The organism is Pantoea phytobeneficialis (assembly GCF_009728735.1).
Lineage (GTDB): Bacteria > Pseudomonadota > Gammaproteobacteria > Enterobacterales > Enterobacteriaceae > Pantoea > Pantoea phytobeneficialis.
Window position 1 is genome coordinate 139,857 of record NZ_CP024640.1, and the last position, 16,076, is coordinate 155,932.

Annotated in this window: 11 protein-coding genes; 5 read left to right on the plus strand and 6 right to left on the minus strand. The window is 56.6% G+C overall.

Annotated features, from left to right (window positions below):
• Positions 1-2: 2 nt before the first annotated feature.
• The 6 genes from CTZ24_RS26050 to CTZ24_RS26075 all read right to left on the minus strand — a co-directional run bounded on the left by CTZ24_RS26050 (position 3) and on the right by CTZ24_RS26075 (position 9,675).
• Positions 3-2,537: a helicase-related protein gene (locus CTZ24_RS26050; protein WP_208727119.1), complete on the minus strand. Its 2,535-nt coding sequence runs from the start codon at positions 2,535-2,537 to the stop codon at positions 3-5.
• Positions 2,530-4,506: a phospholipase D-like domain-containing protein gene (locus tag CTZ24_RS26055; RefSeq protein WP_244634108.1), complete on the minus strand. Its 1,977-nt coding sequence runs from the start codon at positions 4,504-4,506 to the stop codon at positions 2,530-2,532. Before CTZ24_RS26055 ends, CTZ24_RS26050 begins: the two co-directional genes overlap by 8 nt.
• Positions 4,503-5,735, minus strand: a complete 1,233-nt coding sequence (locus CTZ24_RS26060; RefSeq protein ID WP_208727121.1) for a hypothetical protein — start codon at positions 5,733-5,735, stop codon at positions 4,503-4,505. Before CTZ24_RS26060 ends, CTZ24_RS26055 begins: the two co-directional genes overlap by 4 nt.
• Positions 5,732-6,712, minus strand: a complete 981-nt coding sequence (locus tag CTZ24_RS26065; protein WP_208727123.1) for a helix-turn-helix transcriptional regulator — start codon at positions 6,710-6,712, stop codon at positions 5,732-5,734. The genes CTZ24_RS26060 and CTZ24_RS26065 overlap by 4 nt, the downstream gene beginning before the upstream one ends.
• A 33-nt stretch (positions 6,713-6,745) precedes the next feature.
• Positions 6,746-8,830: an AAA family ATPase gene (locus CTZ24_RS26070; RefSeq protein WP_208727125.1), complete on the minus strand. Its 2,085-nt coding sequence runs from the start codon at positions 8,828-8,830 to the stop codon at positions 6,746-6,748.
• A 74-nt stretch (positions 8,831-8,904) separates the two neighbouring features.
• On the minus strand, positions 8,905-9,675 hold the full coding sequence (locus tag CTZ24_RS26075) for a GntR family transcriptional regulator (RefSeq protein WP_021185517.1): 771 nt from the start codon (positions 9,673-9,675) through the stop codon (positions 8,905-8,907).
• Between the two features lie 79 nt (positions 9,676-9,754).
• Between CTZ24_RS26075 and CTZ24_RS26080 the strand changes: the two genes are divergently transcribed.
• The 5 genes from CTZ24_RS26080 to nikE are packed head-to-tail and all read left to right on the plus strand — an operon-like array spanning position 9,755 to position 16,069.
• The gene (locus CTZ24_RS26080) at positions 9,755-11,035 is read left to right on the plus strand and encodes a M20 family metallopeptidase (protein WP_208727126.1); all 1,281 of its coding nucleotides are present in this window, start codon (positions 9,755-9,757) and stop codon (positions 11,033-11,035) included.
• A 21-nt stretch (positions 11,036-11,056) separates the two neighbouring features.
• The gene (locus CTZ24_RS26085) at positions 11,057-12,655 is read left to right on the plus strand and encodes an ABC transporter substrate-binding protein (protein WP_021185515.1); all 1,599 of its coding nucleotides are present in this window, start codon (positions 11,057-11,059) and stop codon (positions 12,653-12,655) included.
• A gap of 9 nt (positions 12,656-12,664) precedes the next feature.
• The gene (locus tag CTZ24_RS26090; protein ID WP_208727128.1) at positions 12,665-13,612 is read left to right on the plus strand and encodes an ABC transporter permease; all 948 of its coding nucleotides are present in this window, start codon (positions 12,665-12,667) and stop codon (positions 13,610-13,612) included.
• Positions 13,605-14,432 carry an ABC transporter permease gene (locus tag CTZ24_RS26095; RefSeq protein ID WP_021185513.1) on the plus strand — a complete coding sequence of 276 codons (828 nt, stop codon included), beginning with the start codon at positions 13,605-13,607 and terminating at the stop codon, positions 14,430-14,432. The genes CTZ24_RS26090 and CTZ24_RS26095 overlap by 8 nt, the downstream gene beginning before the upstream one ends.
• Positions 14,432-16,069 carry a nickel ABC transporter ATP-binding protein NikE gene (nikE, locus tag CTZ24_RS26100; protein ID WP_021185512.1) on the plus strand — a complete coding sequence of 546 codons (1,638 nt, stop codon included), beginning with the start codon at positions 14,432-14,434 and terminating at the stop codon, positions 16,067-16,069. Before CTZ24_RS26095 ends, nikE begins: the two co-directional genes overlap by 1 nt.
• Positions 16,070-16,076 lie beyond the last annotated feature (7 nt).

Sequence of the window (16,076 nt, forward strand, 5' to 3'; positions counted from 1 at the left end):
ATCTATCCCTTGTAAACGTTAACTTTGCGCAGCGGGGAAAAATTTGGTGCGGCATCGAGCATTGACTGCATAACCTCCCGGCCAGTGGCATCCCCCTGTAGTGCACTGACGGGAAAAGGATTGCCATGCAGTTGGGCGCGTAAATTGTCCCAACGCTGGCGTAAAACCTGCCAGTGGTGTTCGTCGTAGGTGCCTTTGAAAATAACCGGGGAGAAATTAATCGTCGGCAACGCAGCCCCGCGTTTACCTGCGGCCAGTGCCTCGTCCAACAGTTTGTGCCACAGGCTATTTAAACGATCGACCCGGCCAATTTGTTGTTCTGCCACACCGGGATTCCACTCCAGATGCAGCATAATCACCGTGCGGCAGGCCAAATGGAGGTTCAGTCCCTCCCTGGCGACCCGCGACTGAGCCACCAGCACACCAGGTCGACTGTGCTGGCGGTTAAAGGCCAGGTTGAGGAGATTACGGGTCGCCGTTGAGGTTTTGCCGTCCATCAGTCGGGCAAAGCCACTTTCGCGTCGGCTGAACTCCTCCTGAAGAATCTCCAGCACCCGTTGCCAGCGTTGTTCCGCCAGTTGGCTCTCATCTTCATCCTCGTCAACCGGCTCGATATGGTCACGGTTGCGTGCCGCGTTCACCAACTCGCCAAAGGCTTCAGCAAGATGTGAAGGTGAACGCCGCTCCTCTGCGGAACCGGTTAGTGCGTAGAGCGCATTGGCAACGTTGGTCAAATCGTTGGTTTGCCGCTCAAGCGCCACCGATTGCTCAAATACCGTGAATACCGCTTGCAGGCTCAGGTCGTTGCCAGCAGCAATGCCTTGTTTCAACAGGGAAAGGAGATGACTGCGCAACGAACGTCGCTGCTGTTCGAGTTTTTTGTACTGTTTACCCAGTTGGTCGTCGATTTCACGCTTGTTTGCTTCGCCGTGATACAACTGACGCCAGGCATGTTGGATGGCAAGCCATTCATCGGCATGCACTTTTTCCTGTGGCCAGTATTCTTTACCCGCCGCCAGCGTGCGTAACATGGCACGCGCATTCAGTAACTTCGTTAAGGCAGACATCGGCTGGGTAAAACGACCAAACACCAGCACCTTTTCCCCACTGTCCCAGACCGCTTCGACGGCTTTTACGGTCGCCAGAATCGCAGGGTGGTTAAACAATGAACCGCCTGCATCCGCCTGCATGGCGGCACTCAGCCGCTGCTGCCACCACGCCGCGCGTTGCTGGCGTTTGTCGTCCAGCACAACGGCGGGTTCCTTCTCATCTTCGTCTTCCTGAGGATGATTAAGCAGAGAGGAGATGCCATGACCGTTGCCGAAGGTCAGCCGTACCCGTTTGGCGCTGCTGTTTTCATGTAATCGACTGACAAAGGAGAGCGCTTCTGCGGCACAGACGGCCTGTTTCCAGTTCATCGGCAGGGTGAAGGTATCCACCACGATTTCCTGTTCACGCCGGTAAGCCTGTCCGGCATGTTGATGGAATTTTTGCACCAGCTCGTCTTCACGCTTGTCACGCCGCAGCAGATAAGGGGCAAGCACCTGCTCGAAAGCGGCAGCGGCCTGACGATAGCGTTGCTGTACCCGACTGTCGGCATAGTCATGGCGAATCTCTGCCACCGCGGATTGATACTCACCAATCACTGGCAGCAGGGGTGTCGCGTTAACCTCAATGCGGCTCAGCATCTGCTGCCATTGATGGCTGTCCAGCTCAATCGGCGTGGCACTGATCGCCAGACGGCGGGCGTCGTGAGCCGGTTGAATCACCTCTTCCAACAAACGGTTGAGGCTGCTGTCTGATCCCCGACTTTTGTGAGCTTCATCGACAATGATTAACTCAAAGGTCCCCAGCCCCAATCCGACACTGGTCGCAAGCTGGCGACGTTGTGGCGAACCGACCGCATAGTTTTGCTCGGAATATCGGCGCTGATTACCCACCTCTTTGACCAGCTGATTGATTCGCTTGCGGGCGGGATGTGCTGCGGGCAGGCGGCGGATCGCCTGGCAAATCAGTCGCGCCGCCTGGCTGAGTTCAGGGGTGGATAACTGGGGACAATCGGTTTTGTCCCGCCAGCGGTGAACCACCGCCGGAAGCCATCCCCAGCGCCATTCAAGGCTGTTCCTGCCCAGACGCCAGTTGGCCATCGCATGAGAGATCATCAGGCAGGGTTCTTCAAACCAGGGGCGTGAGGCCGCCTCCGCGTGCCAGGCCGCTTTGTATTGCCGCAGGCTTAACAAAGGCGCACCCGGCGTAATGCCCGAGACCTGCAACTCAGCACGCCAGTTGGCCGCCAACCCACCGGGGATCAGTATCGCCACCCGGCCTCCCGCAGCCATAACGCATTGGGCCAGCGTGGTGGCAATGCGAGTTTTGCCCATACCCACTTCATCGGCCAGAATCACGCCGTGCTGCTCAATTCTTGCGGCTATCGCCAACAACGTCGCTTTCTGCCCGGCATTTAACGCGACGTCGTTCTTCACCACCGCGCGCAGTGATTGCGCCACCACCGGCCAACCGGCGAAACTGTTATTCATTGGCTGTCTCCGCAAAGGCGTGCAGATCACTGACACCCCAGGCCGTTTCGATACGTCGCAACATCTGCAAATAATCCTGACCCGGCAGGCTGTCGTCATCTTCGGCAAACGCCGGGCGGAAAGGCGCGGCTTTTAACGCACTCAACGGGTTAATGCCCAAATCGGTGAAACGGGCCAAATCGGCGTTGCCGCTGGCCTGGAGCAACGTTTGCTCAAGGCTACGGCACCAGTAAAGCCATTGATCTTCACTCAGACGGGTCTGACACTCGGCAATCCCTTCGATCAGGGACATCACCTGGCGGATCGGTTGTGAAGTCAGTGACATGTCCTCGGGGTGACTTTGCAGCATGTCGGGGAGCAGGCCAGCTTGCTCACCTTCCGGGTCAACAACATCAAGGTCAGGTGGTTGGGGGAAATGGGATAACTGCCAAAGCACCTCATCGAGGTTCAGTTGGCGCAGCGGCGTGGCGGCAATACGACCCAGTTCATCCATAACCGGGATATCCGCCCCGAAGCTAACCCCCTCTGACTGCCAACGGATGCTCACGCTGCGTGGCATTTCACCCTGCCAGACAAACCCCTGCGTCACTTCAGGGCAGGGCACGCCCGCCATATCCAGCACGGTGATCGTTATCGGCGAAGCAGAGGGTGGGGAAAGCAGCCCCTGATTCCCCGCGCCAGGTTGCCATAGCAACCCACTGATGGGCGGTGCATAGTGAGGAGGGCGTTCAGTCATCTCCTCACCAGCCTGCAAGGGAATTGACAGATCGTCACAGTCGCTGTCGGATTGAATGGGCAGCAACCAGCTCAGGGTGTTCTCTGCTGGCTGTTTCCCGGCGGAGGTCTTCGCCAGGCGGTCAGGGCAAAAGAACACCCCCGCCTCCAGATTACCCACGGCGGGTTTCATGCGTTGCATAAACCCCGGTCCGGTGAGGTTGCCGGATCCCAGATATAACCAACCGCGTGTCAGCATATCGCTCACGCTGCGATGATTGGCACTGAAAATGAATTTGGCATGCAGCGTGCGCTCAACCTGGCGGAGTTGGGCGGGCGGCCTGATGGTCATGCCCTGTGCTTGCAAGGCTTCGACACGCTGGGCGACGGCCTGGCAGGCGTGCGGATTAACGTACAGATCAATCTGCGCGCTATGGGTTAATGCCGCCGTTTCCTGTAACAGTTGCACAATTTTTTCTGGCACCAGCGGCGCCGAGCCGTTACCGCCTTCATAGAAGCCAGACCCCATCGCCAGATAATTACGCTTTCCCTGTCGTTCCGCATCGGAAAGCCAGCGCTTGAGTTGGCTAAACAGCGATGTCCTGCGGTTATCCACCAACCGTGGGGTGCCCCTGGCGTATTTGCGGCATTGGCTGAGCCAGGACTCCACTTCCCGCCGTGCAAGGCTGCTGAGGGTAGGTTGATCATTGATGGTAAGAGAAAGCAGTGAGGTATCACACCAACCGGCAATCTCATCAAAGAGCATCTGTGCAGCCCGGAAATCGGCACAGCTTTGCCGCCATGCCTCTCCCGGCTGATGCAAGGCTTCCGCGGAAAGGTCGAGGCACCAGACCAGATCGAGACTCTCCTCCAGGGATTGCCGGGTCCAGTTGCCGGTGCTGACCAACAGCCGCAAGCGCCAGCCATGTTGTTCATCATGGGGTTTGAACCCGAGGAGCGCGACTTTGGCATGGAGAAGATTAAGTGGCGGTGCGGCAGACATCTGACAATGCATCACGCCGGGCACCGTCAGCGGCGAAATAAACCGATTGCCCGCATCCAGAAACAGCGCCAGCTTGCTATGTCCATGATGCGCACGCGCTGCCTTATTCAGACCGGTGAAGCGATCCAGCGCCGACTCCAGAAAATCCTCGCTGGCTGAATAGCCGCACAACCAGCCGAAATGCCCAGTGTAGCCGCGAGGCGCATCAAAGTAGTCGACCAGTGACGGGGGCAGTTTTGCATAACCGGTCATGCGACTTTCCCCTTATCGAGCCAGGCCGACAGCTCACCATGCAGGTCCAGATTGAGTAAAAAAAGATTGTGCATCCGCCTGGAGAGATGTTCGGGCCAGAAGTCCTGCGCAGATGGCGGTTCCACCGCGTCCTCGTCCTGGTTCGTGTCAGCAGCGCTATTTCCCCGAAAGGCGTTACCGGGTTCAATCTGTTCAGCGTTGAGTTTCAGGATATGGCCATCGCGCTCCACCAGTGCGCGCAACACAGCTGCGGGTGGCTGGTCACATTCATGGCAGAACTGCCTGGCTGCCGCGTCAGGATGCTGCAACAGCAAAAATGCCTGCGCGCGCTGGCGCAAATGCTGTATCGCATCCAGCAGAGGCGGCGAAAGAGGGGAGCGTAAATCGTGACACACACCGGAGTGGTGTTGCGCCATCTCGACTTCGAGACGCTCCAGCAGTTCCAGCGCGGCAGCGCGGGTGGCAAAAAAATACGCGCCGGCTTGCAAATCATGCCAGTGTTCAACGGTAATCTCTGCCGGACGCTTTTCCCAACGGATGCGCGCGGGGCGTGACTGGCGCAGCCGATCCATCCAGGCCAGAGCAGCACTGCGCCGCTGGCTATCCGTTTCGCTCCCCGCGTGTTGCAGTTGGCTTCGAATCAGCTGACAGGCATCCGATGACAGCGCTTCGTACGAGGGCTGCACCGCCCTGGTGGCTATCGAGTCTGGCGCGGCGATCCAGCGGGTGAACAACGCCTGTTGCCCTTTATCCAGCCTGAGCAGTTGTTCGCCTGTGGCGGTGCAGTCGAACGCGTTAAAGCTGCGTTGTGGAGTGACAAAACCCAGCGCGGGTAACGCCTCAACCGTCCCCATCCGCATTGGAATGGTGACATAAAATGTCCGTTTCCGGGCAGCGTTAAACGTCAGGTCTTTGGCATGCAGTTTGCGAATCTTGTTAAAACCGCGCAGACGCGCATCTCTCTGCTTTCCCTCAACATATCCCTTCCAGCAGCTTAGCGCCTCAATCGCGTTCGCCGCTTCAATATTGCTGGTGCCGTTATTTAACTGGCGCGCAATCCACACACCCTGTAAGGCCATAACGATTTGCCGGGCAAACCACACCCCGCCGAGGCCCGGTACGGCAAGCTGATTGAAACGTGCGGCTATCTCGTTCAGTTGCAGCGTGCGGGTTCTGCGGATGGAGGGGACAGTGGCAGGCGCACACAAGCCCCAGGTCATGCTGTTCATCGTATGGCATCGCCTTCTGTCACGGGTTGGCGTTGTACATGACTTACCGCATCACCAAATGCCGCCAGAAACCATTGCAACATGGCGCTATCAACCACGGTGGCGGAAATCTCCAGCCGGTCGGGCGGGATTTCGCGATGGGTCTGGTCGATCGACAGCGGGGACTCAAGCAGATGCAGCCCGGCCGCCCGGTCAATTTCAAAAGTCAGGTAGATCTGATGGCCCTCACCAAAACCAAAACGGCCATCATCATCATATTTTTTCAGGTTGAACCCGGCCGGCCGCTCAAAGCTGAAGGTGCTGACGCTGGCCGCCAGAATGCGGTTTAGTGCCAGGCTGCGTTCATTGTCGTAACCGTCAAAACGGCACACCAGATACAAACGCGGCCCTTGCTGCGCCAGACCCAGCGGCATGACCTTGTTTTCACTCTCGCGACCTGCTGCGTTACGGTAGGTCAGTTTTAGCCAGCGATTGAGATACAGCGCCTCGCTCACGGCTTCAAACACCCCCTCCGCGATGGGGGGTGGCAACAGTGGCTGACTGGTTGCCACGACGCGGACCTTATCTGGCCACTCCGCTTCGAGACGACTTTGTCCACTGGCATGCAGATTGCGTTGCGCCTGGGTAAAAAAACCGGTCATGGATTTGATCAACCGGGTCGGCAGAATGGGTTTGAGGTGCGCTTCCGCCATCGCCAACAGCAGCGATTCCTGCGGGTTTAACACCGGCAGCGACACGCCGCGAGAATTCTCTAACCAGCGATAACCATAGGGGCGATTGCGTAAGTCGCATTCAATATCAAAATGGTTACACAGCATCTCCAGATGGCGCTGGATGGTGCGCAGATCGCGCTCAATGCCTGCATGACTTAACTGTTCATGCAGTTCGCGGGCGGTAATTTTTCGGCCGCGCGGAATGCGTCGCAATAACTCGATGGCCAGCAATGTGGTTTCTATTGTCTCGGGTCTTTTAGCCACGTTTGATTCCCTGTGTTATTTATCCGGCGCGGTTTAATGCAAAAAACCAATAGCCGGCTTATCGCGTTTTTTGAGCCAGCATTCCGTTTTCAGCGCGGTAACAAAATCACTCGCGGAGCTAAAGGGGGTGATGCTGTGTTGACGCGCCACCGCGCAAAAGTCTCCCGGGGTCAATTCGTATAATTTGGTTAAAGCAGTGACCGCCGCAGAAGACGCTTCCCCCAGCTGTAACTTGTCACAGTAAAGATTCAACAGGGCCACGGACTGGTAATCGCAGAGATAATTAAACCGGACCTTGAGATCAAAACGGCGCAAGGCTGCGGCGTCCAGCACCTCAAAACGGTTGGTGGTAGTGATTAAAATCCCGTCAAAGTGCGCGATCTGACTGAGCATTTCGTTCACGCAACTCACCTCCCAACTATGCTGACAGCCATCCATGGTCGCGAGAAAACTGTCGATCTCATCAATCAGCAGCACAGCCTTATCGCGTCTGGCCTGTTCAAAAATCGCCGCAATATTCTGTTCGCTCTCACCAACATAGCGACCAAAAAAATCCGACGGTGTTTTCGCCATCAACGGTAATGCCAACTGAGTGGCTAACCACTGCGCCCAGGCTGTTTTACCGGTTCCCGGCGGGCCATACAGACAAAAGCGCGCCGAATCATGCGGCGAAAGGTTGGTCGTTACCGCGCCAAGTGAGATATCACTGTTAATAAACGCGATATCATAAACGGCAGGTTTGCTGGCTTTACTTGTTGGTCTTATCGGCGCATGCCCCTGAGCCTTTAGGGTGTTATTGATTAAATAGATTAAAGATTCATTGGCCTTTTCGTCCGGCAATGTGGCGCTAAGGGTGGTCATGACTGTTCCGGCGCGCTCCACTACCGCAGGTGTCAGCCACGGCGTGCTGGCCAACTGAGAAATTTCGCCAGGGGTGAGTAGGGTGCCGCAGGTTTCCTGAAGCAGGGTTTCCCGTTGTTGCAGGGGGGGAGAGGTCAACTCAACCACGATATCAAAGCGGCGAATAAACGCCGGGTCCATGACGCTGATATCGTTGGACACCCATAACGTCGGGACGGCGTTCTCTTCCAGCAAACGATTAATCCACGCCTTTGGTACCGGTTGTGACAGCCCACTGAAGGTTCCCGCGCTTTCCATAAACACATCTTCCGCCTCATCGAGCAAGACAAGGGCTTTCTCGCCACGAAAGAAACGTTGCGCTCCCCGACAGGCGTGCAAGCGGCGGCTACCCTGAATCGGGCGCAGGGCCGCATTTTCGCTGGCCACTTCATAAATCGTACTGTCCAGTTCATCTGCCAGCAGGCGACAAAGCTGGCTTTTCCCGGTGCCGGGTTGACCGTGGATCAGAATATTGACCCCCACCCGACCTGATTGCAGCGCAACATCCAGCCACTGGCGCACCACGTTAACCGCAGGCAGATGGGCGTAATCATTGAAGCTGAGCTGTGCAGGCTCACAGCGTGTAATGATGCCCTGCAATAATCTGGCAGGCTCGGTCTCACCGGCATACAAGCGTTCACACAGCGTGGGTGAAAAGGGTTCGAGCTTATTACGCAGCGAGTGCGAGCCGCTGGTTTCCAGGCTGATCAAGCCGGTTTGCATCAATAAACTGTCGGCACCAAGCGCAGCACGCATCTCGCTTTCCGGGAAATCGAGCAAAGTCGCCAGGATTCGGTACACATTGACCGAGGTCACCAGCCCAAGCCAGTCCGCAGTTTCATCTAACAAGCGTTCCTGATGGAGTTGTAATGTGAATGCCAGAATGGCGCTTTCAGCCGCATTCAGTTCAATGCGGCTGGCTAAGGTGGCTACCGCCTGTTGAAAGACCGAAAAGGGGGATGAGTCGAATTGTTGTTCCCGTTCAGCATGACGCAGACGGAGTTCCCGCAAAATCGATTGCTGTAACTGCGGCGTAAATTCGTGATCCTGATAGTGGGTGAGATGGAAAAATTCCGCTAACGCCGGATGGCTGAAGCCATGCTGGGTGATAAATTGCTTATGGGTACCCAGGCGGAATAACAGACGATAGATCCACAGCTCGAGAGTGTGTTGGTTTTCCGGGGTCGGTTGCTGTTCAATCATTTTGGCGTTTAGCATGGTTCTCTCCTTTAAAACGCCAATTGTCCTCCCCGATATGACAACTTGTGTCGCAGGCGATTTTTAACCGCTGCTTACCGCACCTCATTCACATACATAAAATGCTCGGTACTGAAACGATGATGCGCCAGGATCACCGGGATCGCGCTTTGGTCGAAAGAGACTTCATCAATCACCATCACTGCATGCGGCAACGCCACTTCTAACCACGCGGCGTCCTGTTGGTCTGCCAGCGTGGCGGTAATCTGTTCCCTTACGGCAGCAACGCGCAGGTCGTAGCGCTCAAACAAAAAGCGATAAAGCAGGGGAGGTAATTGTTCGGCGGAAGGAAAATCAGGCAGGCGCGCGGCAGGTAACACCAGGGTTTCGTGCATGGCGGCGATGCCTTTTACCCGGCGCAAGCGTTTTAACCGGATGACTTCATCACCCACCCCAATCTGGAGCTTTTCCGCTTCGGTTTCACTGGCGCCACTGCGCTGATAATCAAGCAACTGCGTCTCGGAGCGCAGCAGGCCACCCGCTTTGTCATGCAGACGAAAGTACTGGAAAAAGTGGCTGAGGTTATGCAGGGGCGCCCAGCCGGTCACCACCGTGCCGGTTTTGCGGCGACGCATCAGCATCCCTTCCGTGGTCAACGCTGCCAGCGCTTTACGCACCGTACCAACCGACACGCCAAAATTTGCTGCCAGGCTGTTTTCACTGGGCAAGATGGTCCCCGCCGGTAGCTCACCTTGCAGGATGGATTCACTGATATGGCGCTTCACCACTTCATAAAGCGGCGCGCCTTCTCCCTCGTTTAACCGGGCGAAAGGTTGCGCATCGCCTGCGTCATAGTTTTTTTGCATGTTTATGATTACCGATTGACCTGAATCGTTGAATTGCATTATCTATAAACTATATAGAAATGCAAAAGACGATATACCTATGACAGATAATTCCCGCTTTAACAACGCGTTAGAGAAGATAACTCAAGATGGGGATCAGATCACCGATGACATGCGACAGATGTTGGCGGTGGATACCTGCTTTCCACCCGGCAACGGTTACGCGCAGTTTGCCGATCTGATGACGCAGTTGTTAGCGCCCATGAAATTCAGCTTCCAGCGCGTGTCTGTGCCGCAACATTTGTGGCAAGCGCCTGATGGCAGTGCGCATGGCGAAAGGGTCAATCTGTTGGCATCGCTCGACGCGGGTGCAGCTGAAAACTGTAATCTCTACTTTCATACCGATACCGTGCCTGCTGGTGATGGCTGGCGCTTCTCACCGCTGGCGCTTACGGAGGCGGAAGGCAAGCTGTTTGGCCGCGGCGCGGCGGATATGAAAGGGACGATTGTGGCGGCGATGGCGGCGATTCGTGCCGCTCAGGCCTGCGATCTGCCTTTGCGTTTCAACCCGGTGTTTTTACTCTGTACCGATGAAGAGGGTGGGCTCTATCCCGGCATTCGCTATCTTGCTGAGCAGCAGCACTTCGCAGGCCATTTACTTAGCTTTAACGGCGGGGCGGTGCCACGTATCTGGTCAGGTTGTTTCGGTAGTATCGATCTCAAAGTGATTATTACCGGACGCTCGGCACACTCGGGCGATCCGGTTAACGGTATTAATGCCATTGAGAGCGCGCTGCCACTGATGAATGCCTTGTATCAGCTGAAAGCCGAAGTTGAACAACGCACCTCTGCGATGCCTGCACCACCGCATTATCACGGCAAACCTCTCACCTCACGCCTGACACTGGCGGCCGCCCACGGCGGTAGCAAAGGTTCCACCCTTCCCGAACGTTTTGAGCTGCTGATTAACCGCCGCTACGCCCCCGAAGAAACCTTTGACGCAGTCTGGCAGGAGTTGACCCTCTGCGTGCATAACGCCATGCAGGGCAGCGCCGCCCTTGATGTCACCCTGCAAATGATTGGGCACCTGGCTCCGGTGAGCGATCCCGTTGGACCCCATTGGCCACGCTGGCAGGCAGCACTGAGTCAGGGGTTTGGCTTTAACGCTGAAGAATTTAAACCCTGGGGATCCTCGACCAGCTCCGATATGGGGTGGGTACAGCAAGCCGGTATTCAGGAGATTTTACTGGGCGGCCTGGCCCGTCCCGACAACCGCATTCATGCCGCCGATGAGTACACAACGATGGCAGATGTCATGGCGCTTTCGCAGTCGATTCTGGCGTATCTCGCCGATGATTTTCAGCAACCCCAGGGTAGTTAACAAACTAACGAGGAAGAGAAGATGTGTGCAATGAAAGGGTTAAACCGCAGACAGTTTATCGCCAGCTCAACCGCTCTGACCGGCGCGGCGATGATACCCTGGTCGTTCTCAGCCCATGCCGCGCAGGTCGCCAGCGCCACACCGGGCGGTACCCCGCGTAAGGGTGGTGTATTGCGCATCAGCGTTGATCAGGCAGTCAGCGTGCTGAATCCCCACCAGGTACGCGTTAACCCGGAATATCTTGTGGCGGAGCTGCTGTATAGCGGTCTGACGCGTTTGACCCAGGAGATGAAAGCCGAAGCGGATTTGGCGCAATCCTGGCAAGCCAGCGTCGACCTGAAACAATGGACCTTTACCTTGCGTCCGAATCTGAAATTCAGCGATGGTTCAGCCTTGACCTCCGCCGACGTGGTCGCCAGTCTGCAAGCGTTGCTCGACCCGAAAAATGCCTCGCCAGCCCTGCATAACATCGGGCCGATTAAAGCGGTCAGCGCTAAAGACAGCAACACGGTGCTGATTGAAACGGATGCACCCTATGCCGACTTGCCGGTGATGCTCGCCTATCCCGATGCGAAAATTATTCCAGCCAGCATAGCCCAAGGGCAGTTTGACAAACTCAGCAAAGCGTCGCTGGGTGCCGGTCCCTTCCAGTTGGTGTCCTACGATCCTGAACGCAAAATTGTGGTGGCGCGTAACCCACATTATTACGACCCGGCACGTCCGTATCTGGATGGCGTGGAGGTGGTGGTCTATCCCGACGGTATTGCCGAAAGCTCAGCGTTAATCTCCGGTGACACCGATCTGATGCTGAGTGCGCAGTCGAGTGAATTTGCTCGTCTTGCTAAATCATCCGGTGTGCTGCCGCTACGGGTGGCCTCCGGTCAGTTCCTCAATGTCAACATGGGTTGCGATCAGAAACCGTTCAATGATGAACGCGTACGTCAGGCGCTGGCGCTGTGCGTCGATCGCCAGGCATCCGTGGATTTCGTGGCGGATGGTCTGGGTTCGCCAGGTAACGATACACCGATCAACGCCGCCTATCCTTACTTCGCCAACCTGGCGAAAAAGGCCGTGGATTACAGCAAAGCCAAGGCCCTGCTGGCGGAAGCAGGTTATCCGAACGGCCTCGATTTAACCCTGATCGCCTCGGACAAACCGGCCACCCGTACCCAGTTGGGTATCGCGCTGCGCGAAATGGCAAAACAGGGAGGGTTCCGCATCGAGGTTCAGACCATGGCGCACAGCACCTATCTCGACCAGGTGTGGAAGAAAGGCAACTTTTACGTCGGCTTTTACAACATGCAGCCCACCCCGGATGCAGTGTTCTCGCTGCTCTACACCTCAACTGCATCGTGGAATGAAACTCGCTGGAACAACGCGGAGTTTGATGCTGCGGTCAGTGCCGCCCGAGAAACCAACGACGAAGCCCAACGCACCTCGCTGTATGGCAAAGCGCAACAACTGATGCATGACGGGGTGCCATCGCTGATCCCGACCTTCTTCGACCTGCTGGCAGCCAGCCGCGATTATGTTGGTGGTTATCATCTGCATCCGCGCGGAGCGGTGTTCCGTCTCGACCATACGTGGTTGACCGACAAAGCCCCCAAGCGCGCAGTGTAAGGAGCGACCGTGACAGCGAGTTATTTGCTTAAACGCCTTCTGCTGATGATTTACACCTTACTTGTGGTGTCACTGTTGGTATTTGGTATCACCCAACTGCTGCCAGCGGATGCGGCTGTCACCTTATTGGGACAAAACGCGACGCCGGAAGCGTTAGCCGCTGTGCGTGAACGTCTGGGGCTGGATGCCCCCGCATGGCTGCAATACTGGCACTGGTTGACGCAGGCGTTCCAGGGCAATTTTGGTGTGTCGATGCGTAATGGCCTGGCGGTTGGCCCGACGTTGCTGACAGCGTTATCACGTTCGCTGTTGCTGGCGATGTGTGCACTGTTGTTGATGTTGGTGATCGCCATTCCCCTCGGGATCTGGGCAGCGGTGCGGCGTGGCAAAACCGCCGATGTACTGGTCAGCGTGATCTCCTACATTGGCATCTCTTTTCCTGAATTTGTCACCGCCACCCTGGTGCTGCTGCTGTTTGCCGATGTCTGGCAGATTTTGCCCGCCACTGGTTATGTACCGCTGAGTGAGAACTTCGTCAGCGGTGTTCAGCACCTGATTCTGCCGTCGATCACCGTTGCGCTGATTCTGGTGGCGCATGTTTCACGCATGGTGCGCTCGGAAATGGTGGATGTATTGCACACGGATTACATCCGCGCCGCCTGGCTGAAGGGGTTAACGCGTCGCCGCATTCTGTGGCGGCATGCGCTGCGCAATGGTCTGCTCCCGACTATCACCATCGTGGCATTAGACGTTGGTTATCTGCTGGGCGGCATTGTGGTGGTGGAGGAGATCTTTGCCATTCCAGGTATTGGCCGCGAGCTGATTGTTGCGGTGCAGGCGCGCGATCTGCCGACCATTCAGGCGGGTGTAATGATCCTCGCCGCAACCTATTCGGTGGTGAACTTTCTGGCCGATTTAGCCTACGTGATTCTGGATAAACGGATTTCCTATGCCTGAGATTTTGAAACGTTTAGTGCGTTCGCCACAGGGTGCCGCCGGATTACTGATTTTATTGCTGGCGTTGTTGATGGTGGTAGGGGGAGCCCATGTAGCGCCTTTTGATCCTGAGGCGATCTCCATTCTGACACGTTATAAGCCCCCCAGTGCCGAACACTGGTTTGGCACCGATCAGATGGGGCGCGACATCTTCAGCCGGGTCATGGTCGGTGCACGCTCCACCATCTTGTTATCGCTGCTGGCAACCGCTTTAGCGATGATCATCGGTTCGGTGCTCGGTACTGCCAGTGCCTATCTGGGCGGCAAGATCGATGAATTTATGATGCGCACCATGGATGCGGTGATGGCGATCCCCAGCCTGCTGTTCGCGCTGTTAATTGTCAGCACACTGGGACAAAGCAGCATGAATGCGGTGCTGGCGATCACCATCGCGTTCGTGCCTGGCATGGTACGGATCGCGCGCAGCGTGGCGCTGGCAGCACGTCAACAGGATTACATCAACGCCGCAATCGCGCGCGGGGAAGCAGGGCACTACATCATCCTGCGGGAGATGCTGCCGAATATTCTCGCGCCGATCATTGTGGAGGCCACCATCCGCGTAGCCTTCGCCATCATGCTGTTTGCCACGCTGAGTTTCCTCGGTCTGGGTGCACAACCCCCTGAACCGGAGTGGGGACTGATGGTTTCAGAAGCACGGGCTTATTTCTTCAATGCACCGTGGATGATGATGATCCCCGGACTGGCCATCGCGCTGGTCGCTATCGGGTTTAATTTACTCGGCGATGGTTTGCGTGACGTACTTAACCCAAGGAGCCACTGATGCGTGACAACCTTGCACCGGTGCTGTCGGTAGAAAATTACAGCCTCGATTACGCGTTACAGAATGGTCAGACACTGCCGGTATTGCGCGATATCAACCTGCAAGTGATGCCGGGCGAAGTATTGGGACTGGTGGGCGAGTCTGGTTCCGGTAAAACCACGCTTGGCTGGGCAATTATGCGCTGGCTGGCCAGCAATGCACGGGAAAAACAAGGTGATATCCGTCTGCATGGCAGCAGCCTGCTCGCTATGCCCGCACCTGAACTGATGGCATTGCGCGGCAAAAAGCTCGGTATGATTTTTCAGGATCCCAGCGCCTCGCTTAACCCGACGCTGACGCTGGGCGAACAGGTGACTGAAGTGCTGCGTCGTCATCGTGGCTTATCAGCGCGTGAGGCGCAGGAGTTGGGTGAAGCGCTGCTGCATGATGTGGAGCTGAAACATCCGGCACGCATGATGCGCCGCTATCCGCACCAGGTCTCCGGTGGTGAAAAGCAACGGATCCTGATCGCAACCGCGTTTGCCTGTCAGCCGGATTGCATGATTTTTGATGAGCCAACGACGGCACTGGATGTGATCAGCTCCGCGCAAATTCTTGACCTGTATGAACGTCTGCGCGAAGAGACTGGCGTGGCATCGCTCTACATCTCCCACGATCTGGCCCTGGTGTCGAAAGTCGCCGACCGGGTCTGCGTGCTGGAAAAGGGGCGCATCGTGGAACAGGCTGAGACGCGTAGCTTGTTTAACGCGCCGTGCAATAGCTACACCCGCAAACTGATCGCTGCGGTGCCTAATCCGCAGCAGCGGCTGGTGCAGGATGGCGCAGGAACGCAACCCCTCCTCAGTCTTGAGAAGATAACCATTGATTATGGTCAGCAGGGCTTGATTGATCGCCTGCTGAAACGTGAAGCCAATACCACCCGCGCGGCCAATGCCGTCTCACTGACCGTGCACCAGGGCGAAATCCTCGGTGTGGTGGGGGAGTCAGGCTCCGGGAAATCATCGTTGGGTAAAGCCATAACCGGGCTGGTGCCGTTTGAGGGTGCGATCGACTTTTGCGGCTACAGCGTACAGGGTCGGGCGCAGATGGATAAAGAGTATCGCCGCCGTGTGCAGATGATCTTCCAGCATCCTGACGCCTCCCTCAATCCACGGATGACCATCGGCGAGATTATTGCCCGCCCGTTACGCCTGTACGGTTTGCCACCCGGAGAAACCGAGGCGCAGGCGGTGGCGCGTTTGCTTGAGGAGGTGCGCCTGCCGGCTGAATTTGCCAGCCGCTATCCTCACGCATTGTCGGGCGGCCAGAAACAGCGCGTTGCCATCGCGCGTGCGTTTGCGAATCCCCCTGACATGGTGATTTGTGATGAGATAACCGCCGCGCTGGATGTCTCTGTGCAGGCCACCATTATCGAGCTGTTGCTGGAGTTACGTCGCCGCTACGGCACCGCTTATCTGTTTATCACCCACGACCTCAACCTGATCCGTCAAATCGCCCATCGCGTGGCGGTGATGTATCGCGGTGACGTGGTGGAGGTGCTACCCGGCGAGAATATGGCCGCGCTGGCACAACACAATTATACCCGTGCATTGCTTGATGCAGTGCACGTTCCCGACCTATCCCAGTCCGTTGCTTAACGAGAAG

What these genes read in the sequence shown, in the direction of transcription:
- CTZ24_RS26050 (WP_208727119.1), bottom strand. Translation starts at nt 2,537, where the DNA reads ATGAATAACAGTTTCGCCGGTTGGCCGGTGGTGGCGCAATCACTGCGC.
- CTZ24_RS26055 (WP_244634108.1), bottom strand. Translation starts at nt 4,506, where the DNA reads ATGACCGGTTATGCAAAACTGCCCCCGTCACTGGTCGACTACTTTGAT.
- CTZ24_RS26060 (WP_208727121.1), bottom strand. Translation starts at nt 5,735, where the DNA reads ATGAACAGCATGACCTGGGGCTTGTGTGCGCCTGCCACTGTCCCCTCC.
- CTZ24_RS26070 (WP_208727125.1), bottom strand. Translation starts at nt 8,830, where the DNA reads ATGCTAAACGCCAAAATGATTGAACAGCAACCGACCCCGGAAAACCAA.
- CTZ24_RS26075 (WP_021185517.1), bottom strand. Translation starts at nt 9,675, where the DNA reads ATGCAAAAAAACTATGACGCAGGCGATGCGCAACCTTTCGCCCGGTTA.
- CTZ24_RS26080 (WP_208727126.1), top strand. Translation starts at nt 9,755, where the DNA reads ATGACAGATAATTCCCGCTTTAACAACGCGTTAGAGAAGATAACTCAA.
- CTZ24_RS26085 (WP_021185515.1), top strand. Translation starts at nt 11,057, where the DNA reads ATGTGTGCAATGAAAGGGTTAAACCGCAGACAGTTTATCGCCAGCTCA.
- CTZ24_RS26095 (WP_021185513.1), top strand. Translation starts at nt 13,605, where the DNA reads ATGCCTGAGATTTTGAAACGTTTAGTGCGTTCGCCACAGGGTGCCGCC.
- nikE (WP_021185512.1), top strand. Translation starts at nt 14,432, where the DNA reads ATGCGTGACAACCTTGCACCGGTGCTGTCGGTAGAAAATTACAGCCTC.